This is a genomic window from Kitasatospora sp. NPDC088861 (assembly GCF_044750105.1).
In the GTDB taxonomy this organism is placed as follows: Bacteria; Actinomycetota; Actinomycetes; order Streptomycetales; family Streptomycetaceae; genus Kitasatospora.
In genome coordinates this window covers 175,570-200,880 of the sequence record NZ_JBIVJF010000010.1, presented here as the reverse complement: position 1 = coordinate 200,880, position 25,311 = coordinate 175,570, and the positions used below count along the sequence as shown (strand labels likewise).

General features: G+C 72.1%; 21 protein-coding genes. 5 read left to right on the top strand and 16 right to left on the bottom strand.

Going from position 1 to position 25,311, the window contains the following annotated elements; genetic code table 11:
* Positions 1–65 precede the first annotated feature (65 nt).
* From ruvX to ACIP37_RS19560, 4 genes are read right to left on the bottom strand one after another with little or no spacing between them, the layout of a single operon-like run.
* Positions 66–554, bottom strand: a complete 489-nt coding sequence (ruvX, locus tag ACIP37_RS19575) for a Holliday junction resolvase RuvX (protein WP_063346786.1) — start codon at positions 552–554, stop codon at positions 66–68.
* Positions 554–3,223: an alanine--tRNA ligase gene (alaS, locus tag ACIP37_RS19570; protein WP_400844147.1), complete on the bottom strand. Its 2,670-nt coding sequence runs from the start codon at positions 3,221–3,223 to the stop codon at positions 554–556. Before alaS ends, ruvX begins: the two co-directional genes overlap by 1 nt.
* Positions 3,223–3,666 carry a DUF6167 family protein gene (locus ACIP37_RS19565; RefSeq protein WP_363583102.1) on the bottom strand — a complete coding sequence of 148 codons (444 nt, stop codon included), beginning with the start codon at positions 3,664–3,666 and terminating at the stop codon, positions 3,223–3,225. The genes alaS and ACIP37_RS19565 overlap by 1 nt, the downstream gene beginning before the upstream one ends.
* Positions 3,667–3,670: 4 nt before the next feature.
* Positions 3,671–4,150, bottom strand: a complete 480-nt coding sequence (locus ACIP37_RS19560) for a DUF948 domain-containing protein (RefSeq protein ID WP_363583100.1) — start codon at positions 4,148–4,150, stop codon at positions 3,671–3,673.
* Positions 4,151–4,402: 252 nt separating this feature from the next.
* Between ACIP37_RS19560 and ACIP37_RS19555 the strand changes: the two genes are divergently transcribed.
* Positions 4,403–6,649: an ATP-binding protein gene (locus tag ACIP37_RS19555; RefSeq protein ID WP_400844144.1), complete on the top strand. Its 2,247-nt coding sequence runs from the start codon at positions 4,403–4,405 to the stop codon at positions 6,647–6,649.
* Between the two features lie 56 nt (positions 6,650–6,705).
* Positions 6,706–7,026 (top strand): tetratricopeptide repeat protein, encoded by a 321-nt coding sequence (locus tag ACIP37_RS19550; RefSeq protein ID WP_380377234.1) that lies wholly within the window; start codon positions 6,706–6,708, stop codon positions 7,024–7,026.
* Positions 7,027–7,136: 110 nt separating this feature from the next.
* On the opposite strand, the gene rpsD is transcribed toward ACIP37_RS19550, so the two are convergent.
* The 3 genes from rpsD to ppk2 form a co-directional block, all read right to left on the bottom strand.
* Positions 7,137–7,751 carry a 30S ribosomal protein S4 gene (gene rpsD, locus ACIP37_RS19545; RefSeq protein WP_063346792.1) on the bottom strand — a complete coding sequence of 205 codons (615 nt, stop codon included), beginning with the start codon at positions 7,749–7,751 and terminating at the stop codon, positions 7,137–7,139.
* Between the two features lie 324 nt (positions 7,752–8,075).
* Entirely contained in the window at positions 8,076–9,425 is a 1,350-nt protein-coding gene (locus ACIP37_RS19540; protein WP_363583096.1) for a replication-associated recombination protein A, read from the bottom strand.
* 50 nt (positions 9,426–9,475) lie between these two features.
* The gene (gene ppk2, locus ACIP37_RS19535) at positions 9,476–10,315 is read right to left on the bottom strand and encodes a polyphosphate kinase 2 (RefSeq protein ID WP_363583094.1); all 840 of its coding nucleotides are present in this window, start codon (positions 10,313–10,315) and stop codon (positions 9,476–9,478) included.
* 209 nt (positions 10,316–10,524) lie between these two features.
* Between ppk2 and ACIP37_RS19530 the strand changes: the two genes are divergently transcribed.
* Positions 10,525–11,481 (top strand): LysR family transcriptional regulator, encoded by a 957-nt coding sequence (locus ACIP37_RS19530; RefSeq protein ID WP_400803606.1) that lies wholly within the window; start codon positions 10,525–10,527, stop codon positions 11,479–11,481.
* 4 nt (positions 11,482–11,485) lie between these two features.
* Here ACIP37_RS19530 and ACIP37_RS19525 read toward each other — a convergent pair whose 3' ends face one another.
* The 4 genes from ACIP37_RS19525 to ACIP37_RS19510 all read right to left on the bottom strand — a co-directional run bounded on the left by ACIP37_RS19525 (position 11,486) and on the right by ACIP37_RS19510 (position 15,847).
* Positions 11,486–11,995, bottom strand: a complete 510-nt coding sequence (locus tag ACIP37_RS19525) for an N-acetyltransferase (RefSeq protein WP_363583090.1) — start codon at positions 11,993–11,995, stop codon at positions 11,486–11,488.
* A 92-nt stretch (positions 11,996–12,087) separates the two neighbouring features.
* Positions 12,088–13,869, bottom strand: a complete 1,782-nt coding sequence (aspS, locus tag ACIP37_RS19520; protein WP_363583088.1) for an aspartate--tRNA ligase — start codon at positions 13,867–13,869, stop codon at positions 12,088–12,090.
* The gene (gene hisS / locus ACIP37_RS19515; RefSeq protein ID WP_063346798.1) at positions 13,866–15,128 is read right to left on the bottom strand and encodes a histidine--tRNA ligase; all 1,263 of its coding nucleotides are present in this window, start codon (positions 15,126–15,128) and stop codon (positions 13,866–13,868) included. The genes aspS and hisS overlap by 4 nt, the downstream gene beginning before the upstream one ends.
* 11 nt (positions 15,129–15,139) lie before the next feature.
* Entirely contained in the window at positions 15,140–15,847 is a 708-nt protein-coding gene (locus ACIP37_RS19510; RefSeq protein ID WP_063346799.1) for an MBL fold metallo-hydrolase, read from the bottom strand.
* Positions 15,848–16,121: 274 nt separating this feature from the next.
* Between ACIP37_RS19510 and ACIP37_RS19505 the strand changes: the two genes are divergently transcribed.
* Together ACIP37_RS19505 and ACIP37_RS19500 are read left to right on the top strand one after the other, a co-directional pair.
* Entirely contained in the window at positions 16,122–16,964 is an 843-nt protein-coding gene (locus ACIP37_RS19505) for a peptidylprolyl isomerase (RefSeq protein WP_363583084.1), read from the top strand.
* A gap of 265 nt (positions 16,965–17,229) precedes the next feature.
* Positions 17,230–18,459 (top strand): DUF349 domain-containing protein, encoded by a 1,230-nt coding sequence (locus tag ACIP37_RS19500; protein ID WP_400803612.1) that lies wholly within the window; start codon positions 17,230–17,232, stop codon positions 18,457–18,459.
* Positions 18,460–18,521: 62 nt separating this feature from the next.
* Here the strand turns inward: ACIP37_RS19500 and ACIP37_RS19495 are convergent, their stop codons facing one another.
* From ACIP37_RS19495 to yajC, 5 genes are all read right to left on the bottom strand, one after another.
* Complete coding sequence (locus ACIP37_RS19495; RefSeq protein WP_400330135.1) at positions 18,522–20,939, bottom strand: RelA/SpoT family protein; 2,418 nt, start codon at positions 20,937–20,939, stop codon at positions 18,522–18,524.
* Positions 20,940–21,129: 190 nt separating this feature from the next.
* Positions 21,130–21,681, bottom strand: a complete 552-nt coding sequence (locus tag ACIP37_RS19490) for an adenine phosphoribosyltransferase (protein ID WP_363583080.1) — start codon at positions 21,679–21,681, stop codon at positions 21,130–21,132.
* A gap of 25 nt (positions 21,682–21,706) precedes the next feature.
* Entirely contained in the window at positions 21,707–22,804 is a 1,098-nt protein-coding gene (gene secF / locus ACIP37_RS19485; protein ID WP_363583078.1) for a protein translocase subunit SecF, read from the bottom strand.
* A gap of 4 nt (positions 22,805–22,808) precedes the next feature.
* On the bottom strand, positions 22,809–24,599 hold the full coding sequence (gene secD / locus ACIP37_RS19480; protein WP_400803616.1) for a protein translocase subunit SecD: 1,791 nt from the start codon (positions 24,597–24,599) through the stop codon (positions 22,809–22,811).
* A gap of 146 nt (positions 24,600–24,745) precedes the next feature.
* Positions 24,746–25,153 carry a preprotein translocase subunit YajC gene (gene yajC / locus ACIP37_RS19475; protein WP_363583076.1) on the bottom strand — a complete coding sequence of 136 codons (408 nt, stop codon included), beginning with the start codon at positions 25,151–25,153 and terminating at the stop codon, positions 24,746–24,748.
* Positions 25,154–25,311 lie beyond the last annotated feature (158 nt).

Sequence of the window (25,311 nt, the reverse complement as noted above, 5' to 3'; positions counted from 1 at the left end):
CGTTCGAAGGGGTCCGTGCGGACGCGTCCGCACGGACCCCTCGACGGGACGTTAGATCAGGCCGGTCAGCCGACCGCCTCGACGCTCTCACCAGGCGGGTTCCCGCTCACCCGTTCGGACTCAAGGGCGGTCTGCAGGATCACCACCGCGGCGGCCTGGTCGACCACCGAGCGGCCCTTCTTCGCCTTGACGCCCGAGGCGCGCAGCCCGTGGGTGGCGGTGACGGTCGACATCCGCTCGTCGACCAGCCGGACCGGCACCGGGTACAGCCGGTTGGCCAGCCGCGTCGCGTAGGCGCGGACCTTCTCCGCCGCCGGGCCCTCCTTGCCGCTCAGCGAGCGGGGCAGCCCGACGATCACCTCCACCGCGTCGTACTCCTCGACGATGGCGGCGATCCTGGCCTGCGACTTCACCCCGGCCGGAACGGTCTCCACGGGCGTGGCGAGCACCCCGTCGGGGTCGCAGGACGCGACCCCGATCCGGGCGTCACCGACGTCGACGGCGATCCGCCGCCCCCGCCGGAAGGGCCGCTCCACCTGAGGCTCCTCGACCATCAGCTGGCGCGCTCCGCGACCAGGCCGCGCACCGCGGCGACGGCCTCGCCGACCGCAGCCGGGTTGGAGCCGCCGCCCTGGGCGACGTCGTCCTTGCCACCACCGCCGCCGCCGAGGGTCTTTGCGGCGACCCGGACCAGCTCGCCGGCCTTGATGCCGCGGGCGCGGGCGTCCTCGTTGGTGGCGATCACGGTCAGCGGGCGGTCGTTCGCCACGGTGAAGGCGGCGACCACGGCCGGGCGCGAGCCGAGGCGGCCTCGCACGTCCAGCACCAGCTTGCGCAGCTCGTCCGCGCCCACGCCGTCGGCGACCTGCGCGGCGACCACCGAGATGCCGTGCACGTCCTCGGCCGAGTCGGCCAGACCCGCCGCGGCGGCCAGCACCTTCTCGGCGCGGAAGCGCTCGATCTCCTTCTCGGCGTCCTTGAGCTTGGCGAGCATGCCCGAGATCTTCTCCGGCAGCTCCTCCGGGCGCCCCTTGACCAGCTCGGTCAGCTGGGAGACCACGGTGTGCTCGCGGGCCAGGAACTTGTACGCGTCGACGCCGACCAGCGCCTCGACGCGACGCACGCCGGAGCCGATCGAGGACTCGCCGAGCAGCTTGACCAGGCCCAGCTGGGCGGTGTTGCCGACGTGCGTGCCACCGCACAGCTCCTTGGAGAAGTCACCGATGGTGACGACCCGGACCTCGTCGCCGTACTTCTCGCCGAACATCGCGATGGCGCCGGCCTTGCGGGCCTGATCCATCGTCATGACCTCGGCGGTGACGTCGAGTTCGCGGCCCAGCACGTCGTTGATCTTCTGCTCGACGTCGACCAGCACGGTGCCCGGGACGGCGGCGGGCGAGCCAAAGTCGAAGCGGAAGCGGCCGGGGGCGTTCTCGGAACCGGCCTGGGCGGCCGTCGGGCCGAGCGCGTCACGCAGCGCCTGGTGGGTCAGGTGGGTGGCCGAGTGGGCGCGGGCGATCGCCCGGCGGCGCTCGGTGTCGATCGTGGCGTACGCCGAGGCGCCGAGCACGACCTCGCCGAACAGCACCCCGCCGGAGTGCACGATGACACCCGGGACGGGCTGCTGCACGTCGCGGATCTCCACCACCGCGCCGGACTCCAGCCGGATCCGGCCGTGGTCGGCGAGCTGGCCGCCGCCCTCGGCGTAGAACGGGGTGCGGTCGAGGATGATCTCGACCTCGTCGCCCTCGGAGGCGGCCGGCGCCGGAACGCCGTCCACCAGCAGGCCGACGACGCTGGCCTCGCCCTCGGTGAGGTTGTAGCCGGTGAAGACGCTCGCGCCGGACTTGTCGGCGACCTCGCGGTACGCGGCGACGTCGGCGTGGCCCATCTTCTTGGCCTTGGCGTCCGCCTTGGCGCGGTTGCGCTGCTCCTGCATCAGACGGCGGAAGCCGGCCTCGTCCACCTGGAGGCCCTGCTCCTCGGCCATCTCCAGGGTGAGGTCGATCGGGAAGCCGTAGGTGTCGTGCAGCTTGAAGGCCTGGTCCCCGGAGAGGACCGCGCCACCGGCCTGCTTGGTCTCGGTGACCGCGGCGTCCAGCAGGCTGGTGCCGGCCTTGAGGGTCTGCAGGAAGGCCGCCTCCTCGCCGACGACGACCGTCTCGATGCGCTTGCGGTCGCTCTCCAGCTCCGGGTACTGCGGAGCCATCGCCTTGATGGCGATGTCGGTGAGGTCCTTGGCCACCACGCCGGTGGCGCCCAGCAGGCGCATGTTGCGGATGGCGCGGCGCAGGATGCGGCGCAGCACGTAGCCGCGGCCCTCGTTGCCGGGGGTGACGCCGTCGCCGATCAGCATCAGCGCGGTGCGGATGTGGTCGGTGACCACGCGCAGCGAGACGTCCGACTTGAGGTCGGCACCGTAGGTGTGGCCGGTGAGCTCGGCGGCGCGGTCGAGGATCATCCGGCTGGTGTCGATCTCGAAGAGGTTGTCGACGCCCTGGAGGATGGCGGCGAGGCGCTCCAGGCCGAGGCCGGTGTCGATGTTCTTGCTCGGCAGGTCGCCGAGGATCTCGAAGCCGTCCTTGCCGTCGCCGTGGCCGCGCTCGTACTGCATGAAGACCAGGTTCCAGATCTCCAGGTAGCGCTCGCCGTTGACGGCCGGGCCGCCCTCCTCGCCGTACGCGGGGCCGCGGTCGTAGTTGATCTCCGAGCACGGGCCGCAGGGGCCGGGGACGCCCATCGACCAGAAGTTGTCCTTCATGCCGAGGCGCTGGATGCGCTCGGACGGGACGCCGATGACGTCACGCCAGATCAGCTCGGCCTCGTCGTCGTCCTGGTAGACGGTGATCCAGAGCTTCTCCTTCTCCAGGCCGTAGCCACCGTCCGCGACGGAGCTGGTGAGCAGCTCCCACGCGAACTTGATGGCGCCTTCCTTGAAGTAGTCGCCGAAGGAGAAGTTGCCGCACATCTGGAAGAAGGAGCCGTGCCGGGTGGTCTTCCCGACCTCCTCGATGTCCAGGGTGCGCACGCACTTCTGGACGCTGGTGGCGCGCGAGAACTGCGGCTTGACCTCGCCCAGGAAGTAGGGCTTGAACGGCACCATGCCAGCGTTGACCAGCAGCAGGGTGGGGTCGTCGGCGACCAGGGACGCCGACGGAACGACGGTGTGGCCGCGTTCCTCGAAGAAGCGCAGCCAGCGGCGGCGGATCTCAGCCGACTCCATTATTGGTCCTTCCGGTTCGGGGTGCCGCCCCGCTGCGGCAGGGCGCGGCGGGGCGTTTCTTCAATGGCTCGGGTGGTGGTGCGGGCCCCACGGGATACGGGGCGGGGGCCGGACGGGGGCAGGGCGGCGGCCGGGCTGCCGGGCGCCGCCGAGATAGCTCGGTACTGCGGCTCGCCGCGCAGGACCCGGCGGGTGCTCCCGGGCTCGACGACGGCGGTGCCGTGCAGTCCGAGGTCGTCCTTCAGCTGCTCCTCGCGCTCGGCCATGCCGGCCCGCACGTCCTGGGCGAACTGCTTGGCCAGGTCGCCCAGGTGCAGCGCACCGCGCGTGGCGGTGCCGGAGAGGCTGTCCGGGGTGAGCCGGTGCACGGCCTCGTTGGCCTTGTTCATGGCCCACACGGTCGCACCGGCGCCGACCGCCATCCAGAAGACGCGTCGCACCATACCGTCAGCCCCTCACCGCGCGCCGGACCCGGGAGAACAGGCCGTTCCTGGGCGCGGTCGCGGCGCGCACCTCGGCCCGGATCAGCCGGGCCAGCTCCTCGCGCTCGCCGCTCTGCGACGGCACGGACGGCTGGCCGCCCTGCTGCTTGGCGACGGCCTTGCGGACGCCGTAACTGAAGGCCGCGACCTTCACCAGCGGCCCGCCCAGGGTGGCGGCGACGGTGGAGGAGAGCGCGTTGGCGTTGGCGGCGGCGTCCTGCACGTTGGCGGTGATCTCGTCCACCCGCTCCAGCTGCTGGTTGGCACTGCGCACGGCGGCGCCCGCGTCGCTCAGCAGCGGGACGGCCTGCTCGGTGACGGCGGAGACGAGGACAGTGGCCTCCTTCAGCACTCGCGAGAGGCGGACCAGCACCACGGCGAGCAGGGTGACCAGGACCGCCCAGAACACGGCGACGAGCAACCCGGCCAGCTCTCCCACGGACACCTTTGCGCGCTCCCTCGCCTTGCTGTTCTCCAAACGGAACCCTATCGCGCCCACGCCCGGTTTCCGGACCGGGTTGTCGCCGGGCCCCGGGGTCCGCCGTCGCGTCGGCCACCGGCCGAACCGGTCGGATGTGCGAACCGCGCGCGTAACCTACCGGCCGGTCACCTCGTTCTGCCAGGCGGGCCGTCGCCCGTACGGCCCGACGAACGTCCGGGCCCCGACGGTCCGGGCCAGGAACACGGGGAGCAGCGCTTGGCCGGCGACTGGAGAGCACAGTCCGGGGAACCCGCGGCGCGGCCGCGCGAGCCGGAGCCCGGTCGGCTGCCGGCCGAGGTGACGGGCTTCGTCGGGCGGCAGCGGGAGCTGGCCGAGCTGGCGGGCCTGCTGGCCGGCGCCCGGCTGGTGACGGTGACCGGGCCGGGCGGGGTGGGCAAGAGCCGACTGGCCCTGCGCGCCGCCGCCCGGGCGGCCGGCGCCTTCCCGGACGGCACCTGGCTGGTCGAGCTGGCCCCGGTGCAGGACCCGCTGCTGCTCGGCCGCGCGGTGCTGGAGGCGCTGCGGCTGACCGACGGCACCGCCCGCCCGCCGCTCGACCTGCTCACCGAGCGGCTGTCCGGCCGGTGCACGCTGCTGGTGCTGGACGGCTGCGAGCACCTGGTGCAGGCCTGCGCCGAACTGGCGGACGCGCTGCTGCGGGCGCTGCCCAGCCTCCGGGTGCTGACCACCAGCCGCGCCGCGCTGCGGGCCTCGGGCGAGCACCTGCTCACCCTGGCCCCGCTGCCGGTCGACCCGCGGCCGAGCGGTCCGAGCAATCCGGGCGGTCCGAGCGATCCGGGCGGACTGCCGGACGCGGTGCGGCTGTTCGCCGAGCGGGCCCGGGCGGTGCTGCCCTCCTTCGCGCTGACCGAGGCCGACGCCGAGGCGGTGAGCCTGCTCTGCCGCCGTCTGGACGGCCTCCCTCTGGCGGTGGAGCTGGCGGCCGGGCGGCTGCGCGCGCTGTCGGTGGAGCAGATCACCGCCCGGCTGGACGACCGGTTCCGGCTGCTCACCGGCGGCTCCCGGACGGCCCTGCCGCGGCACCGGGCGCTGCGCACCACGATCGGTTGGAGCCATGAGCTCTGCACCGTGCAGGAACGTTTACTCTGGGCCCGCCTGTCGGTCTTCGCCGGCAGTTTCGACCTGGAGGCCGCCGAGTACGTCTGCGCCGGTGACGGCCTGGAGGCCGAGGACGTGCTCGACCTGCTCGACGAACTGGTCGGCAAGTCCGTGGTGCTGGGCGAGGACAGCGCCTTCGGCGTCCGCTTCCGGCTGCTGGACACCCTGCGCGACTACGGCGGCCAGTGGCTGCGGGCCGCCGGCCAGGAGCAGCGGCTGCTGCGCCGCCACCGCGACTGGTACCTGGGCGTGGCCACCTGGGGCGAGGTCGAGTGGTTCGGGCCCCGGCAGGCCGAGACCGCCGAGCGCACCGAACTCGCCCACCCCAACCTCCGCGCGGCGCTGGAGTTCTGCCTCGCCGAGCCCGGCGAGGAGCAGATCGCCCTGCTGCTGGCGGGCACGCTGTGGTTCTACTGGGTCGGCTGCGGCCACCTCGGCGAGGGGCGGCACTGGCTGGACCGCGCGCTCGCCCTGGACCGCGAGCCGACCGAGGCCCGCGCCAAGGCCCTCTGGGTGACCGGCCATCTGGCCACCCTGCAAGGCGACCTGGAGACGGCCCGCCCGGCACTGGAGGAGTGCCGCCGCCAGGCCCTGGACACCGGCGACGACCGGGCGCTCGCCTACGCCGTCCACCGGCAGGGCAGCGCGGCCCTGATCGGCGACGAGCCGGACCGCGCCGCCGAGCTGTTCGAGGAGGCGCTCTGGCACTACCGGACGATCGGCGAGCTCAACAGCAACGTCGTGCTGGCCATGGTCGAGCTGGGCCTCGCGCACCTCTTCCAGGGGGATCCGGAGAGCGGGGAGCTCTGGTTCGGCCAGGCCCGCGAGCTGTGCGAGGAGCACGGCGAGCAGTGGGCGTACGCGTACGTGCTGTACGCGATGGCGTACGCGCACTGGATGGACGGCGCCGTCCGGGCGGCCCGCGCCCTGGCCCGGGAGGGCCTGCGGCTGAACCACCTGTTCCACGACCTGCTGGGCATCGCGCTGGCGATCGACCTGCTGGCGCTGCTGGAGACCGAGCCGGGCGGCCCGGGCGCGCCGGGCGACCTGGGCGGGGCCCGGGTGCTGCAGGGCGCCGCGCACCGGATCTGGGGCGCGGTCGGCCTGCCCTTCCTGGGCTCGCGGTCCTTCTTCGGCCCGCACCAGGAGTGCGCGGAGCGGGCCCGGGCGGGGCTGACCGCGCAGGAGTACGAGCGGTGCTACCAGGCCGGGGCCCGGCTCGACCTGGACGCGGCGGTCTCCCGGGCGCTGGGCGGCAGCGGGTCGGCGGGCGGCCCGGAGCCCGGGTCCGGGCCCTGCTCGGTGCCGTCTGCACCGACGCCCGCACCGGCCAGGAATAGCTGAAACTTGCCGATTGCTTGAGGAGGCAAGGAACCACCCGGAAGGAGCACCCCGTGGCCGTGACCACCGCCGCCGACGAGTACCGCCTCGCGACGTTCCACTTCGAGTCCAAGGCCTACGCCGACGCCGCCCGCATGCTGGAGGGCGTGCTGGCCGAGGAGCCGGCCAACCTCTCGGTCCGGCTGCTGCTGGCCCGCAGCTACTACCACTCCGCCCAACTCGGGCGCGCCGAGGCCGAGTTGCTCCGGATCCTGGACACCGACCCGGCCGAGGACTACGCCCGGCTGATGCTCGGCCGCACCCTGGAGCGCCAGGGCCGCGCCGAGGAGGCCCGCCCCCACCTGCGGCTGGCCGCGGCGATGACCGGCGAGAACCGCTAGGTCCTGTCCGACCGGCACCAGGAGCTGCCACCGGAAAAGGGGCGAGCCCCCGCCGCCTCGAAAGGCGACGGGGGCTCGCTGAGGTACCGCAGATGCGGAACCGCCGCGGGTCAGCGCGAGTAGTACTCGACCACCAGCTGCTCGTCACAGATCACCGGGACCTCCTTGCGCTGCGGCGCACGGTCCAGGCGGAAGGCCAGGGCCTTCAGGTTGACCTCGAGGTACTTCGGGGTCTGGCCCTCGCCCGCGTAGCCACCCTCACGGGCGACCTGGAACGGGACCTTCTCCTTGCTGCGCTCGCGGACGGTCACCACGAAGCCCGGCTTCATCTGGTACGACGGCTTGTTGACCTTGCCACCGTTGACCTCGATGTGGCCGTGGACGACCATCTGGCGGGCCTGGTAGATGGTGCGGGCAATGCCCGAACGCAGCACCAGCGAGTCCAGACGGGTCTCCAGCTCGGCGACGAGCGCCTCACCGGTCTTGCCCTCGGCCTTCTTCGCGCGGTCGAACGCGCGCGCCATCTGCTTCTCGCTCAGGTCGTACTGGGCGCGCAGACGCTGCTTCTCGAGCAGACGGACCTTGTAGTCCGAGTTCTGCTTGCGACCACGGCCGTGCTGGCCGGGCGGGTACGGGCGGGCCTCGAAGTACTTGACGGACTTCGGGGTCAGCGGCACGCCGAGCGCACGCGCGATCTTGACCTTGGGACGCTTCTGGTTCGCCATGAACCAAACCTTCCTTGCTTACGAATACGGCTTCACCAGGTGTTGACGGAGGTCGCATCTCGCGACCCGGAGACAACCCATCGCCGAGGCGATGCGGTCAGCCGCTCTCCGGAGCCGGGCACAAAAGTGCTGGTCACACGGAACAGCCCGGAAACCCGGGCCGTCCGCGACACCGAAACGGTGCGCGACGCTCCTGGTGCGGGCCTCCCGGAGGAGGCCTACGGCCGATGCCCCGCTGGTGTGGCCGGTCGGTGGGGTCTCCCCCGCCGCCGTCCCGGGACGTGGCACTCCGACCGATTGTACCGGGTGCTCGACCGCCCCTTCTCACTCGCCCCTGAGCCGGCCCCGCGTCCACTCCACGACGTCCGCGTAGCGGGCCTCGCCGCCGCGCCGGGTCGGCTGGTAGTAGTCCTTGCCGTGCACCGCGTCCGGCGCGTACTGCTGGGCCGCGATGCCCTCCGGCAGGTCGTGCGGGTACTGGTAGCCCCGGCCGTGGCCGAGCTTGCCCGCGCCGCCGTAGTGCGCGTCCCGCAGGTGCGGCGGCACCGCGCCCGCGAGCCCCTGCCGGACGTCCGCCAGCGCCGCGTCGATCGCCAGGTAGGCCGCGTTGGACTTGGGCGCCAGGGCCAGCGCGATCGCCGCCTGGGAGAGGATGATCCGCGCCTCCGGGAAGCCGATCAGGGCCACCGCCTGGGCCGCCGCGACCGCCGTCTGGAGCGCCGTCGGGTCGGCCAGGCCGACGTCCTCGCTGGCCGAGATCATCAGCCGGCGGGCGATGAACCGCGGGTCCTCCCCCGCCTCGATCATCCGGGCCAGGTAGTGCAGGGTGGCGTCCACGTCGCTGCCCCGGATCGACTTGATCAGCGCGCTCGCCACGTCGTAGTGCTGGTCGCCGTCCTTGTCGTAGCGCACCGCCGCCTGGTTGACGGCCGTCTCCGTGGTGGCCAGCGTGATGCTCGCCTCGCCCTTCTCCAGCGCCGCCCCGGCCGCGGCCTCCAGCGTGGTGAGCGCCCGCCGGGCGTCACCCCCGGCGAGGCGCACCAGGTGGTCCTCGGCCTCCGCCGTCAGGTCCAACGCGCCCCCCAGGCCGCGTTCGTCGGCCACCGCGCGGCGCAGCAGGGCGCGGACGTCCTCGTCGGTCAGCGACTCCAGGGTGAGCAGCAGCGAGCGGGACAGCAGCGGGGAGATCACCGAGAAGTACGGGTTCTCCGTGGTCGCCGCGATCAGGGTGACCCAGCGGTTCTCCACGGCCGGCAGCAGCGAGTCCTGCTGGGCCTTGGAGAAGCGGTGGATCTCGTCCAGGAACAGCACCGTCTCCCGGCCGGACATGCCGACCGCCCGCCGGGCGCCGTCGATCACCGCCCGGACCTCCTTGACCCCGGCGGTGATCGCGGACAGCTCGACGAAGCGGCCCTCCACGGCCTGGCTGATCACGTGCGCGAGGGTGGTCTTGCCGGTGCCGGGCGGGCCCCAGAGGATCACCGAGCTGGTCGCCGCCGGCCCGCGCGAGCCCGAGACCAGCCGCCGCAGCGGCGACCCGGGCTTCAGCAGCTGCCGCTGCCCGGCCACCTCGTCCAGGGTGCGCGGACGCATCCGTACGGCCAGCGGCGCCCGGCCGGGCTCCCTGCTCTGGCGTTCCTCGGCGGCGGCGGTGAAGAGGTCCGGTTCGTCCACACCGGAAGCCTATGCGAGGCCGCCGACACACCCGCCGGAGCGAGCCGGCCTCATCGCGCCCGGGCCGCCCGCCGATCGAGGCGGGCCGCGTGGTCCGGGACGTACTTCTGCAGGTCGCGCGGGGGCCGCTGGTAGCCGCGCGGGGCCGGGCGGGGCGGCAGGTCGATCTGCGGGGCGGTGATCTCGCGGTACGGCACGGTGGAGAGCAGGTGGGCGATCATGTTGATCCGGGCCCGCCGTTTGTCGTCGCTCTCCACCACGTGCCAGGGCGAGTCCGGGGTGTCGGTGTAGACGAACATCTCGTCCTTGGCCCGCGAGTAGTCCTCCCAACGGGTGATCGACTCGACGTCCATCGGGGAGAGCTTCCAGCGCTTCATCGGATCCTCCAGCCGGTCCCGGAAGCGCCGTTCCTGCTCGGTGTCGCTCACCGAGAACCAGTACTTGCGCAGCAGGACGCCCTCCTCGATCAGCATCCGCTCGAAGGTCGGGCACTGGTGCAGGAACTGCCAGTACTGCTCGTCCGTGCAGAAGCCCATGACCCGCTCGACGCCGGCCCGGTTGTACCAGCTGCGGTCGAACAGCACGATCTCCCCCGCGGCCGGCAGCTGCTCGACGTACCGCTGGAAGTACCACTGGGTCTTCTGCCGCTCGGTCGGGGTCGGCAGCGCCACGACCCGGGCGATGCGCGGGTTCAGGTACTCCGTCACCCGCTTGATCGCGCCGCCCTTGCCGGCGGCGTCGCGCCCCTCGAAGACCACCACCAGCCGGGCGCCCTCGACCCGCACCCACTCCTGGAGCTTCACCAGTTCCTGCTGGAGCCGCAGCAGTTCCCGCTCGTACGGCTTCCTCGCGAGTCGTTCCGGCTTCGCGGTCCGCTGCTCCTCGGCCACCTGGGGTCCTCCGTCCGGCTGCTGCTGATGAGCACTCACCGTAGGCGCTGGAGGCCGCCCCCGCAGGTCGGCGGACGGGTGGGCGGCAGCGGCGGCCCCCTGAACCGCCGCTGCCGCGCTCCCCCGTCCGGTCGGCGTGAACGCCGAACGACCAACCTTGACCCACACCTGCCGGACGGGTCCAATATCCGGTTCCATAACCTTGGGGCATGGATGTCGACACCCGCCTGCTGCGCAGCTTCGCCGCGGTCTGCGAGGAGGGTCAGCTGACCGCCGCCGCGGCCCGGCTGTTCGTCTCCCAGCCGACGCTCACCAAGCAGATCCGCCAGCTGGAATCGCTGCTCGGGGTCGCGCTGTTCGAGCGCTCGCGGCGCGGCATGGCGCCCACCCCGGCCGGGCGGGCGCTGGCGGACTACGCCGGGGCGATGCTGGCCGGCTGGGAGGACGCGCTGCGTGCCACCCGGGCGGCCGCCGCCGAGCAGGGCTCGGTGCTGCGCGTGGGGTTCGAGGGCGGCATCATCAACCTGATGACCCGCAGCACCGTCGCCGACTTCGCCCGGCGGATGCCCGGCTGGCAGGTGGAGCTGCGGCAGAACAACTGGTTCGACCCGACCTCGGGCCTGGCCACCGGCGAGATCGACCTGACGCTCTGGCACGGCCCGGCGTGGCTGGTCGAGCACTACAACGTCGCCGTGCTCGGCGAGGAGGCGCGGGTCGTGGCGCTGCCGACCGGGCACTGGCTGGCGGACCGGGCCGAGCTGTCCGTCGAGGACCTGCTGGACGAGCCGTTCGTGGCGATACCGCACGAGGCCGGGCACTGGCGCGAGTACTGGCTGGCGGGCCGGGAGCGGGGCGGGCGTCCGGTGCGGATCGGCGCGGTGGCGCACAACACCGACGAGTGGCTGGCCGCGGTGGTGTGCGGTCAGGGCGTCGGCTTCGCACCGGAGACGATGAGCCGGCTGGCCGTACGGGATGACGTCGCGTACCGGCCGGTGCGGGGGCTCAGCCCGAGCCTGGTCGGGCTGTACTGGCCGAAGGACCGCGAACTCACGCCGGCGATGGCCGCGTTCGTGCGCAGCTGCCGGGTCACGGTCCCCTTCGGCCGGCTGGGATCGTCGGGTGGGACGGAGCCCCGGGTGGGAACGCGGTCGGTGGAGCCGACCTGACGGTCTACACCGCCACGAAGGCCTCGGGGTAGCGGCAGAGCCCGCGCGGAGCGCCGTCGTACCCGGGCAGCGGCAGCGCCTGGAAGTAGGCGTCCGGCACCTCGAACGGCCCGCTGACCTCGTGCCGACCGGCCGCGCTGAAGCCGAACCGCCCGTAGTACTCCGGGTCGCCGAGGACGACCACGAGCTTCTCCCCCGCCTCCTCGGCCGCCGACAGCGCGGCCCGGACGACGAGTTCGCCGACGCCCTTGCGCTGCCACTCGGGCGCGACGGCGACCGGCGCGAGCGCGAGGCCCGCGCCGTCCTCGCCGACCCGCAGCCGGGTCAGCAGCGCGTGCCCGATCACCAGCCCGGTCTCGTCGACCGCGACCAGCGACAGCCCGGGCAGCCAGGCCGGATCGCGGCGCAGCGCATCGACCAGGTCCGCCTCGTCGGGGCCGGGGAACGCGGCCATGTGGACGCGTCTGGTCGCCGGGGCGTCATCCGGACACTCGACCCTTGTGATCACCTGCATGAGTCAACCCTCCTTGTGTCACACGTCATTGTGGACCGGCCCCGGACGGTGGGTGGACCGTCCGGGGCCGTTGAAGGTTAGCGGATCCGGTGTCAGGCCTCGGACTTCGCGGCGTCCTCGCGCAGCTTCGGCTTGGCGTCCACGCCGGCCTCCCGGCGCTGGGCCGGGGTGATCGGGGTCGGGGCGCCGGTCAGCGGGTCACCGCCGGTGGACGTCTTCGGGAAGGCGATGACGTCGCGGATGGTGTCGTACCCGCCGAGCAGGGTGACGATGCGGTCGAGGCCGAAGGCGACGCCACCGTGCGGCGGCGGGCCGTAGTTGAAGGCGTCCAGCAGGAAGCCGAACTGCGAGGCCGCCTCCTCCTCGGAGAGGCCGATCGCGTCGAACGCCCGCTTCTGCACGTCGCGCTGGTGGATACGGATCGAACCGCCGCCCAGCTCCGAGCCGTTGAGGACCAGGTCGTAGGCGTTGGACAGGGCCGAGCCCGGGTCGGTGTCGAAGGTGGCGAGCGACTCGGCGGTCGGGGCGGTGAACGGGTGGTGCACCGCGTGCCAGCCCTGGAACTCGCCCTTGTCGTCCTCGATCGGCTCGAACATCGGGAAGTCGACGACCCAGAGGAAGGCCCACTGCGACGCGTCGATCAGCTCGCAGCGGCGGCCGATCTCCAGACGGGCGGCGCCCAGCAGCTCCTGCGAGGGGCGCTGCTTGCCGGCCGCGAAGAAGATCGCGTCGCCGTTCCTGGCACCCGCGGCGGCGGCCAGGCCGGCCAGGTGCTCCTCGGACAGGTTCTTGGCGACCGGGCCGCGCAGCTCGCCGGTCTCGGCGTCGATGACGACGTAGGCCAGGCCGCGGGCGCCGCGCGCCTTGGCCCAGTCCTGCCAGGCGTCGAGCGCCTTGCGGGGCTGCGAGGCGCCGCCGGGCATCACCACGGCGCCGACGTACGGGGCCTGGAAGACGCGGAACTCGGTGCCCTTGAAGTACTCGGTGAGGTCGGTGAGTTCCTGTCCGAAGCGGACATCCGGCTTGTCGGAGCCGTAGCGGGCCATGGCGTCCGCGTAGGTCATCCGGGGCAGCGGGTTGGGGAGCTCGTAGCCGTGCACCTCGCGCCAGATCGAGCCGACGATCTTCTCGCCGAGGGCCAGGATGTCCTCCTGGTCGACGAACGAGGCCTCGATGTCGAGCTGGGTGAACTCCGGCTGCCGGTCGGCGCGGAAGTCCTCGTCGCGGAAGCAGCGGGCGATCTGGTAGTAGCGCTCCATGCCGGCCACCATCAGCAGCTGCTTGAACAGCTGGGGCGACTGCGGCAGCGCGTACCAGTGGCCGGGCTGCAGGCGGACCGGGACGAGGAAGTCGCGGGCGCCCTCGGGGGTGGAGCGGGTGAGGTACGGCGTCTCGATGTCGAGGTAGTCGTTCTCCTCCATCACCCGGCGGATGATGTTGTTGACCTTCGAGCGCAGCCGCAGGCCCTTGGCCGGGCCCTCGCGGCGCAGGTCCAGGTAGCGGTAGCGCAGCCGGACCTCCTCGTTGACCGTGCCCGGCTCGTACTCGGCGACCGGGAAGGGCAGCGGGGCGGCCTCGGAGAGGACCTCGATCTCGCTGACGACGACCTCGACCGCGCCGGTCGGGATGTCCGGGTTCTCGTTGCCGTCGGGGCGCACCCGGACGTCGCCGACGACCTTGACGCAGTACTCGGCGCGAAGGCCGTGCACCGAGTCGAGGTCGCGGACCACGATCTGCACGGTGCCGGAGGCGTCGCGCAGATCGATGAAGGCGACACCGCCGTGGTCGCGGCGGCGGGCGACCCAGCCGGCCAGGGTGACGGTGGTGCCTGCGTGCTCCGGGCGGAGCGTGCCCGCGTCGTGCGTGCGGATCACAGCTGCTTCTCCTTCAGGGTGGTGACGAGTGCGTCGAGGGCGACGGGGTTCTGCTCGCCGGTGGTCAGGTCCTTGAGCTGGACGACGCCGTCGGCGAGGTCCCGGTCCCCGGCCACGAGGGCGAAGCGGGCGCCGGACCGGTCGGCGGACTTCATGGCGTTCTTGATGCTCTTGACGCCGAAGGCGAGGTCGGTGGCGACGCCGGCCCGGCGCAGCTCGACCACCTTGGCGAACAGGACGTTCTTGGCCTCCTCGCCGAGCGCGACGGCGTACACGGAGGTCGCGGCGGGCAGGTCGAGGACGATGCCCTCGGCCTCCATCGCCAGGAAGGTGCGGTCCACGCCGAGGGCCCAGCCGACGGACGGCAGCGCCGGGCCGCCGATCATCTCGGACAGGCCGTCGTAGCGGCCGCCGCCGCCGATCGCGGACTGGGCGCCGAGGCCGTTGTGCACGAACTCGAAGGTGGTGCGGGTGTAGTAGTCCAGGCCGCGGACCAGCTTCGGGTCGTCGACGAAGGCCACGCCGTTCGCGGTGAGCAGCTCGCGGACCTTCTCGTCGTACGCCTTGCACTCCTCGCACAGGTAGTCGCGCAGCTTGGGCGCGTCGACCAGCTGGGCCTGCACCGACTCGCGCTTGTCGTCCAGGACGCGCAGCGGGTTGATGTCGGCGCGGCGGCGGGTGTCCTCGTCCAGGTCCAGGCCGGCGAGGAACTCGACCAGGGCGGCGCGGTAGACCGGGCGGCACTGCTTGTCGCCGAGGCTGTTGAGCAGCAGCGAGTAGTCGCGCACGCCCAGCGAGCGGAAGGCGTCGTCGGCGAGGATGATCAGCTCGGCGTCCAGGGCCGGGTCCTCGGCCCCGATCGCCTCGGCGCCGACCTGGGAGAACTGGCGGTAGCGGCCCTTCTGGGCGCGCTCGTAGCGGTAGTACGAGCCGGAGTACCAGAGCTTGACCGGCAGGTTGCCCTGCTTGTGCAGGTTGGCCTGGAGGGCGGCGCGCAGCACCGAGGCGGTGCCCTCCGGGCGCAGCGCGAGCTCGTCGCCGCCGCGGGTGGTGAGGTTGTACATCTCCTTGCTGACGATGTCGGTGGACTCGCCGACGCCGCGGGAGAAGAGCTTCACGTCCTCGAAGACCGGGGTCTCGACGTAGCCGTAGCCGGCCCGGCGGGCGGGCGCGGCGATGCGCTCGCGGATCGCCAGGAAGGTCGCGGAGCTGGGGGGCAGCAGGTCGTAGGTGCCCTTGGGGGCGGTGAAGGTGCTCAACTTCTCTTCCGTCACATTCCTCGTCGCGGGAAAGCCTGGGCGCCGGCCGCCCCTGCTGCCTGTCGGAGGTAGGGGTTGGTGGCGCGCTCGTGGCCGATGGTGGTCTGTCCGCCGTGGCCGGAGAGGACCACGGTGGTGTCGTCGAGGGGCAGACACACCCGGGCCAGCGACCGCATGATCGCCTCGCTGTCCCCGCCCGGGAGGTCGGTACGCCCGATGGAGCCGGCGAACAGCAGGTCGCCCGAGAACAGCACCGGGGGGAGGTCCTCGGCACCGGGCGTCCGGAAGGTCACCGACCCCCCGGTATGGCCCGGGGCGTGGTCCACGGTGAGCTGCAGGCCGGCGAGCTCCAGCACGGCGCCGTCGGTGAGCTCGCGCACGTCGTCGGGCTCGCCGACGGTGAGCTCGCCCATCAGCTGGGTGCCCAGGGCGCGGCCGAGGGCCTTCTCCGGGTCGGACATCATGTACCGGTCCTCGGGGTGGATCCAGGCCGGGACGCCGCGGGCGCCGCAGACCGGGACCACCGAGGCCACGTGGTCGATGTGGCCGTGCGTGAGCACCACGGCGACGGGCTTGAGCCCGTGCTCGCGGACCATCTCCTCGACACCGCGCGCCGCCTGGTGGCCGGGATCGACGATGACGCACTCCTCGCCCGCCGCCGGGGCGACCAGGTAGCAGTTGGTGCCCCAGGCTCCAGCGGGGAATCCGGCGATGAACACGCGCGTCCTTCGTGATGCGGTCGGCAGTGGCGGCTACGGTCGCGGCGGCCGGGTCGGATGCAGCCACCAGTCATGCAGCAAACCAGTGAGGTAAAGGCAGCCTACCGGCGGTGCGGGTGCGGTTGCGAACCAGATAGGGGTGGCGCGCGCGGTTCGCACTGACAGGTTCACCGCGTTCTTACAGGCCCGGTCCCTACACTTGGCCGCCGATGGATGCGATGATCCGCTTCGGTACCCATCCACTTTCCCAGCACATCCGTAGGAGACACGGCCGGTGGTCAGCAGCGAACAGCGGCGGCGGCAGCTCGCCCGAGAGAAGTACGAGCGCCAGATGGAGCGGCGGGTCGCCGCGCGGTCCGCGCGCAGGCGCCGCAACACGATCCTGGGCGCCGCGCTCGCCGTCGTGGTGCTGGCCGGCGGCGGTGCGCTGGTCGGCACCGGCGCGTTCGGCTCGGACAAGGACAAGTCGGCTTCGGCCGCCTCCTCCGCCCAGGCCGCGCCGAGCCAGAGCGCCGAGCCGACCACCCCGACCCGCAAGCCGGTCGAGGGCTGCGCCGATCCGGCGCCGGGCGCGCCGAACGGCAAGCAGTGGCAGGCCGAGCCGGCCATGGCGATCGACGCGGGCGGCTCGTACACCGCGACGCTGGACACCAACTGCGGCAAGGTGACGCTCGCGCTCGACGCGGCCAAGGCCCCGCACACGGTGAACTCCTTCGTCTTCCTGGCCGGGGAGAAGTACTTCGACCACACCAAGTGCCACCGCCTCACCACCGACGGCATCTTCGTGCTCCAGTGCGGCGACCCGACCGCCAGCGCGACCGTCCCGGGCGGCACCGGCGGCCCCGGTTACAAGTTCGCGGACGAGAACCTGACCGGCGCGACCTACCCGGCGGGCACCGTGGCGATGGCCAACTCCGGCCCCGGCACGAACGGGAGCCAGTTCTTCCTGGTCTACAAGGACACCCAGCTGCCCCCGAACTACACCCCCTTCGGCAAGATCACCGGGGGCCTGGACGCGGTGCAGAAGATCGCCGCCGCGGGCACCCTGGAGGGTGCCCCGGACGGCCACCCGATGGCCGACGTCACCTTCAACTCGGTGACCACCGCGAAGAGTTGACATCTCCCGGGGCCGCCCGCAAGGGGCGCCCGAAGCGCCTCGGCGCGGCCCCGGCCCGAAATCGCCCGGCCCGGATGCGGACAGCACCGGGGCTGGTCGCCTATGTTGGCGTTGTATCAGGGTGCCCGCACCCGCCTGGCCGTCACCCTCGGCAGCAAGTCACGGCGGACGGGGACGGCGGACTCATCGGTCCGCCGCACATCAACTGTGGACGACGGACGCGCGCCGCCCCGGCGCGGGCGCGACGTCATGTGGAGGACGCGCTATGAGCAGCGACCCGTGGGGCCGTGTCGACGAGCAGGGCACGGTCTACGTCAGGACGGCCGACGGCGAACACGTCGTGGGTTCCTGGCAGGCCGGCTCGCCCGAGGAGGCCCTCGCCTACTTCGAGCGCAAGTACCAGGGCATCGAGGTGGAGATCGGCCTGCTGGAGAAGCGGGTGCGCACCACCGACCTGGCCGCCAAGGACGCCCAGGCCGCGCTGGACCACCTGCGCGCCCAGGTGACCGAGGGGCACGCGGTCGGCGACCTGGCCGCCCTGGCCAAGCGGCTGGACACGCTCGCCGGCGAGATCGAGAGCCGGCGCGAGGAGCGCAAGGCCGCCCGCGCCAAGGCCCAGGACGAGACCCGCACCGCCAAGGAGACGCTGGTCTCCGAGGCCGAGCAGCTCGCCGAGTCCACCCAGTGGCGGGAGGCCGGGGACCGGCTGCGCGCCCTGGTGGACACCTGGAAGGGCCTGCCCCGGCTGGACCGCAAGAGCGACGACGAGCTGTGGCACCGCTTCTCGCACGCCCGCTCGGTCTTCTCCAAGCACCGCAAGGCGCACTTCGCGACCCTGGACGCCGAGCGCGAGCAGGCCCGGCAGACCAAGGAGGCGCTGGTCGCCGAGGCCGAGGCGCTGTCCTCGTCCACCGAGTGGGGCGACACCGCGGCCGCCTACCGCGACCTGATGGCGCGCTGGAAGTCCGCCGGCCGGGCCCAGCGGGACATCGAGGACGAGCTGTGGGCGCGGTTCCGCGGCGCGCAGGACGTCTTCTTCCAGGCCCGTTCCGCGGTGTTCAGCGAGCGGGACGCCGAGCAGGTGGCCAACCAGAAGCTCAAGGAGGCGCTGGCCACCGAGGCCGAGTCGATCCTGCCGATCACCGACCTGAAGGCCGCCAAGGCGGCGCTGCGCGAGGTCAACGAGCGCTGGGAGGCGATCGGGCACGTGCCGCGCGACGCCCGTCCGAAGCTGGACGGCCGGCTGAACACGGTCGAGCGGGCCATCCGCGAGGCCGAGGACGCCGAGTGGAGGCGCTCCAACCCGGAGGCCAAGGCGCGCGCCGCCGGCATGGTCGGCCTGTTCGAGGCGAAGGCCGACAAGATCCGGGCCGATCTGGACAAGGCCCGCGCCGCCGGCAACGCCGGCCGGATCGCCAAGCTGGAGAACGAGCTGGCCGGCGTGCAGACCCTGCTGGAGCAGGCGCACCGCAGCCAGGAGGAGTTCAGCGGCTGATCCGCCGAACGCGCGAGAGAGGGCCCCGGGATCTCCCGGGGCCCTCTCTCGCGCTCGGGGCGCTACTTGCGGGCCGAGGTGACGCGGTAGACGTCGTAGACGCCCTCGACACCGCGCACGGCCTTGAGCACGTGGCCGAGGTGTTTCGGGTCGCCCATCTCGAAGGTGAAGCGGCTCATCGCGACCCGGTCGCGGGAGGTCTGCACCGCCGCCGACAGGATGTTGACGTGCTGGTCTGAGAGCACCCGGGTGACGTCCGAGAGCAGCCGGGAGCGGTCCAGCGCCTCGACCTGGATGGCCACCAGGAACACCGAGGACTGGGTGGCGGCCCACTCGACGTCGATCATCCGCTCGGGCTGCTGGCTCAGCGACTCGACGTTGACGCAGTCGGCGCGGTGCACCGAGACGCCGTTGCCGCGGGTCACGAAGCCGACGATCGGGTCGCCCGGCACCGGGGTGCAGCAGCGGGACAGCTTGACCCAGACGTCCTCGACGCCCTTGACGATCACGCCCGGGTCGCCCTTGGCCCGGCGGCGCGCCGCCCGGCGGTTGTCGTGCGTCGGGGTCGCGGTCTCGGCGAGGTCCTCGGTGGCGCCCTCCTCGCCGCCGAGCGCCTGGACCAGCTTCTGCACGATGTTCTGCGCGGTGACGTGGCCCTCGCCGATCGCGGCGTAGAGCGAGGAGATGTCGGGGTAGCGCATCTCGTGGGCCAGGGTGACCAGCGAGTCGCCGGTCAGGATCCGCTGGATCGGCAGGCCCTGCTTGCGCATCGCCCGGACGATCGCCTCCTTGCCGTGCTCGATCGCCTCCTCGCGGCGCTCCTTGGAGAACCAGGCGCGGATCTTGTTGCGGGCGCGCGGCGACTTGACGAAGCCCAGCCAGTCCCGGGACGGTCCGGCGTTCTCCGCCTTGGAGGTGAACACCTCGACGGCGTCGCCGTTCTCCAGCGTCGACTCCAGCGGCACCAGCCGCCCGTTGACCCGGGCCCCTATCGTCCGGTAGCCCACCTCGGTGTGCACCGCGAAGGCGAAGTCGACCGGGGTCGCGCCGGCCGGCAGGGCTATCACGTCGCCCTTGGGCGTGAAGACGAAGACCTCGTTGCTGGCCAGGTCGAAGCGCAGCGACTCCAGGAACTCGCCCGGGTCGGCGGTCTCCTTCTGCCAGTCCAGCAGCTGCCGCAGCCAGGCCATCTCGTTGACGGCGCCGGCCTTGTCGTCCTTGCGGACCTGGGTCGGGGTGTCGGTGCGGACCTTGGACGCGCCGGCCACGGCGCGCTGCTTGTACTTCCAGTGCGCGGCGATGCCGTACTCGGCCCGGCGGTGCATGTCGAAGGTGCGGATCTGGAGTTCGACGGGCTTGCCGCCGGGGCCGATCACCGTCGTGTGCAGCGACTGGTACATGTTGAACTTGGGCATCGCGATGTAGTCCTTGAACCGCCCCGGCACCGGGTTCCACCGCGCGTGGATGGTGCCCAGCGCCGCGTAGCAGTCGCGGACGGTGTCGACCAGGACCCGGATGCCCACCAGGTCGTAGATCTCGGCGAAGTCCCGGCCCCGGACGATCATCTTCTGGTAGACCGAGTAGTAGTGCTTCGGCCGGCCGGTGACGGAGGCGGTGATCCGGGCGCCGCGCAGGTCCCCCTGGACCTGGTCGATGACGGTCGCCAGGTACTCGTCCCGCTTGGGGGCGCGCTCGGCGACCAGCCGGACGATCTCGTCGTACATCTTGGGGTAGAGGATCGCGAAGGCGAGGTCCTCCAGCTCCCACTTGATGGTGTTCATGCCCAGCCGGTGCGCCAGCGGGGCGTAGATCTCCAGCGTCTCGCGGGCCTTCTTCTCCTGCTTCTCCCGCTTGAGGTAGCGCATCGTGCGCATGTTGTGCAGGCGGTCGGCCAGCTTGATCACCAGGACCCGCGGGTCCTTGGCCATCGCGACGACCATCTTGCGGACGGTCTCGGCCTGCGCGGCCTCGCCGAACTTGACCCGGTCCAGCTTGGTGACGCCGTCCACCAGCAGCGCCACCGAGTCGCCGAAGTCCTTGCGCAGGGTCTCCAGGCCGTAGTCGGTGTCCTCGACGGTGTCGTGCAGCAGCCCGGCCATCAGGGTCGGGGCGTCCATCCCCAGCTCGGCCAGGATGGTGGCCACCGCCAGCGGGTGGGTGATGTACGGGTCGCCGCTCTTGCGCTTCTGCCCGCGGTGCCACTTCTCGGCGACGGCGTAGGCCCGCTCGATGTCCCGCAGCAGCGCCGGGTCGGCCTTCGGGTCGTTCGCCCGGATCGACCGGAACAGCGGCTCCAGCACGGGGTTGAGCACGCTGGAGCGCTGGCCGCCGAGGCGGGCCAGGCGGGCGCGCATGCCACCCGAGGAGGAGCCGCGCCCGGTGGGGCCGGTCGGTCGCGAGGAGGTCGGCGCCGGGCGTGCCGGGGTGGCCCCCGAGGGCGTGGGACGGTTGTCGGGGGCGGCCGCTTCGGCCGTGGGCACAACCTCGTCGGGCAAGGACTCTCCTCGGGGCACCGGGGCCGACCCCTGCCGCGGCCCGTACGGTCGGACGCAACCGGGAGGGGGTGAATCTTCATGGTACCGAGCCGGGCGCCCCGGCGTTCATCCACCCGGGCCGGAAACGGAAGGGCGGCGGTCGGATGATCCGACCGCCGCCCTTCGTTCAGGTCCCTCAGACCGTGACCAGCGTCTCCAGCGGGGCGCCGTTCAGGTGCCCGGACAGCCGTTCCCGGCCGTCCAGGAAGCCCAGCTCCATCAGCACCACGACGCCCACCAGCTCGGCGCCGGCCTCCTTCACCAGGTCCAGCGAGGCGCCGATGGTGCCACCGGTGGCCAGCACGTCGTCCACCACCAGCACCCGCTCACCGGGCGCGAAGGCGTCGCACTGCACCTCCAGCGTCGCCGAGCCGTACTCCAGCTCGTACGAGCGCCGGAACACCTCACCGGGCAGCTTGCCCTGCTTGCGGATCGGCACGAAGCCGAGCCCGGCCGCGAAGGCCGCCGGAGCCGCCAGCACGAAGCCGCGCGCCTCCAGGCCCACCACCTTGGTCGCCCCGAGCTCCCGCGCCCGGTCCGCCAGCGCCCTGGTGAGGGCGCCGAAGGCCTCGGCGTCGGCCAGCAGCGGCGCGATGTCCTTGAACAGCACACCCGGCTTCGGGTAGTCCGGGACGTCCCGGATCCGGCTGTTCAACAGATCGGCCAGTGCGGTGTCGGCGGTGGTCACGGCGTGTCCTTACGATCGGGTCGGTTCAGCGCTTGGTGGACGGACGGCCCTTGGCACGCGTGGTGCCGGCCGCCCGGCCGCGCTGACCGACCATACCCGCAGGCAGGTCCTCGTCCGCGATCTCCTCGTCCGCCGGCACCTCGCCGGCGGCCTTGGCAGCGGCCGCGGCCCGGTGCTGCAGGACCCGCTTGCGCAGCGCCTTCATCTCCGGCTGCTCCTCCTTGAGCTGCGCCAGCAGCGGAGTGGCGACGCAGATCGACGAGTAGGCACCGGCCGCGAGGCCGATGAACAGCGCCAGCGAGATGTCGTTCAGCGTGCCGGCACCCAGGAGGCCACCGCCGATGAACAGCAGCGCGGCGACCGGGAGCAGGGCGACCACGGTGGTGTTGAGCGAACGCACCAGGGTCTGGTTGAGGCCCGCGTTGGCCGCCTCGCTGTAGGTGAGCTTGTTCTGCTTGGTGAGGTCCTTGGTGTTCTCCTTCACGGTGTCGAAGACGACGACCGTGTCGTAGAGCGAGTACCCGAGGATGGTCAGGAAGCCGATCACCGTACCGGGGGTGACCTCGAAGCCCACCAGGGCGTACACGCCGATGGTGATCAGGAGGTCGTGGATGAGGGCGACCAGGGCCGCCACCGCCATCCGCCACTCGAAGGCGATCGCCAGGTAGACCGTCACCAGGACCATGAAGATGATCAGGCCGGTGAGCGCCTTCGAGGAGATCTGCTTGCCCCAGCTGGGGCCGATCACCTGGGCCTCGACGGTGTCCAGCGGCACGGCCAGCTTCTCGGAGAGCTGAGCGCGGATCTCGTCCGAGCTCTTCGGCTCCTCGGTGCTGACCTGGATGCGGATCTTGCCGTTGTCGGTCGACTGCACCAGCGGGTGCGAGGAGACGATCTTGTCGGACGTCTCCTGCGCCTGCGAGACGGTCAGCCCCGGCTTGGTCACGGTGTAGACCGAGCCGCCCTTGAACTCGATGCCCAGGTGCAGGCCCATCGCCAGACCGATCGCCGCGATCAGCACGATCACGCCGGAGATGGAGTACCAGAGCTTACGGCGCCCGACGAAGTCGAAGCTGACCTCGCCCTGGTAGAGCCGGTGTCCCAGATTGGAGAAGCGTGACACGGTGTCAGGCCTCCTTCACGGCGGCAGAGGAGGGGCTACGGCGACGGCTGCTGCGCAGCGGCGGGCGGGCGCCCAGCCGCTTCGGGTCCAGGCCGGACCACGGGTGACCGTTGGCGAAGAACTTGCGCCGGGCCAGCAGCGTGATCACCGGCTTGGTGAAGAGGAAGATCACCACGACGTCCAGCGCGGTGGTCAGCCCCAGGGTGAACGCGAAGCCCTGGACCTTGCCGACCGAGACCACGTAGAGCACGGCGGCACAGAGGAAGGACACGAAGTCCGACACCAGGATGGTGCGCCGGGCGCGCGGCCAGGCCCGCTGGACCGCCGGGCGCAGCGGGGCGCCCTCGCGGACCTCGTCGCGGATGCGCTCGAAGTAGACGATGAAGGAGTCGGCGGTGATGCCGATCGCGACGATCGCACCGCAGACCGCGGGCAGGTTCAGCGCGAAGCCGATCCCGGCGCCGAGCAGGCTCATGATCGAGTAGGTCAGGGCCGCCGAGACGAGCAGACCGGCGATCGAGACCAGGCCGAGGCCGCGGTAGTAGACCAGCGAGTAGAGCACCACCAGCAGCATGCCGATCACGCCTGCGACCAGACCGGCCATGAGCTGGTCGCCGCCGAGCGCCGGGGAGACGGTGGTGATCTCGCCCTTGCTGAATTCCAGCGGCAGGGCGCCGTAGCCCAGCACGTTGGACAGGTCCTGCGCCTCGGCCTGGCTGAAGCGGCCGGTGATCACGGCACTGCCGCCGGGGATCACGTTCTTGACCTCGGGGTGCGAGACGACCTGGTTGTCCAGCACGATCGCGAACTGGTTGTTCGGCGGGGCCTGGGTGGCGAGCTGGCCGGTGACCTTGGTGAAGGCGTCGGTGCCGGCGCCGTTGAACTGCAGCTGGACCTGCCAGCCGGCACCCGTCTGGGTGTCGAGGCTCGGCTGGGCCTTGGAGACGTCCGAGCCCTTCACGGCGACGGGGCCGAGGACGAGCTTCTCGTAGTAGCCGTTCTCAGGCTTCTGCGAGCAGGCGACGACGGCCTTGTCCTCGGGGCCGGTCTGGGCCGCGCGGGCCTCCGGCTTGGTGCAGTCGAGGTTGGTGAAGGCCGTGGCCAGCTCCGGCGGCACGGTGCCCTGGGTCATCGCGGCGCTGACGTCCGCGGCGCTGGGCGGGGTGGCGGGCGCGGACGGCGTGGTGGCGGCGCTCGGGGCGGTGCTCGCGCCCGTCGCGGCGGCGCTCGGGCTGGCGTCGGCGGCCAGCGCCTCACCGGCCGGGCGGCCCTGCTTGCTGCCGCTCGCGCTGGGCGTGCCGGACGCGCTCGCGCCGGCCGAGGCGGTGGACCCGGCGGACGGGGCCGCGCTCGGGGTGCCGGTGGCCGAGGGGGAGCCGGTGGGCGCCGGCGGCGTGAAGCCGCTGGGCGCCACCGCCAGGACCGGGCGGAAGAACAGCTTGGCGGTGGTACCCACCTGGTCCGCCGCGTTCTGCTGGTTGCCGCCCTTGGGGATGTTCACGATGATCGTGTTGTCGCCCTGGGTCTGCACCTCCGCCTCGGAGACACCCATGCCGTTGACGCGGCGCTCGATGATCCCGGTGGCGATGTCCATGTTGGACTTGGTGATCGCCTTGGGGTCTGTCGACTTCGCGGTCAGCGTGATGCTGGTGCCACCGGCGAGGTCGATTCCGAGCCGGGGCTTGGTGTGGCCCGTCCCGAACATGAGGGCGACCAGTCCGACGGTGACGACCAGGATGAGGGCCAGCGCCCGCCCTGGGTAGCCGTCGCGCGGGCGCGACTTGGGTGTTGCCACCTTGCTCGTTTCTCCCTGTCCATGCCACTCCCCCAACCGGACCCCCGTCCGGCTTGTGGCGGGACGGGGGCATGGCGGTTCTGCGGCCCTGAGGTCCTGTGGGCTCGCGGCACTGGGCCGCGCGGCCGGGCTGGTGCCCGACCGTACTACTTGCTCGCGGGAGCCCCGCCCTCGACGTCGCCCTTGGCGCCGCCGTCCTTGGTGAGCGTCAGCGGCTTGTCCTCGACCGGCTCGGCGTCGGCGTCCTCGGCCTCCGGCTCGGCCAGCTCGTCATCGGCGGGGCGGCCGTTGATGATCGCGTCGTACTCCTGGGGGTCCAGGACAGCGGCGATCGCGCTCTTGGTGAAGTGGGTGACCACGCCGGGCGCGATCTCCAGCTCGATGGTCTCCTCGTTGACCGCCTTCACCTGGGCGTACAGGCCGCCGATGGTGCGCACCCCCGCCCCTGGCTCCAGCGAGGTCTGCATCTGCTGCATCTGCGACTGGCGCTTCTTCTGCGACCGGAACATGAGCACGATCGCGATGATCGGGAGGAGAAGGATGATGAAGTTCACTGCAGCCAGGGTCCTTTACGGGCCGCCGACCGGCGGCCTGTGTGGTATTGGTCGGCCCGTCAGGTGAGCGGGGCGGTCCGGCGGAGTCTAGGCGACCCCGAACTGATCGGACAACGCCAAGCATCGCATCCTGCCGCCAAAAGTGGCGACCCTCCGCC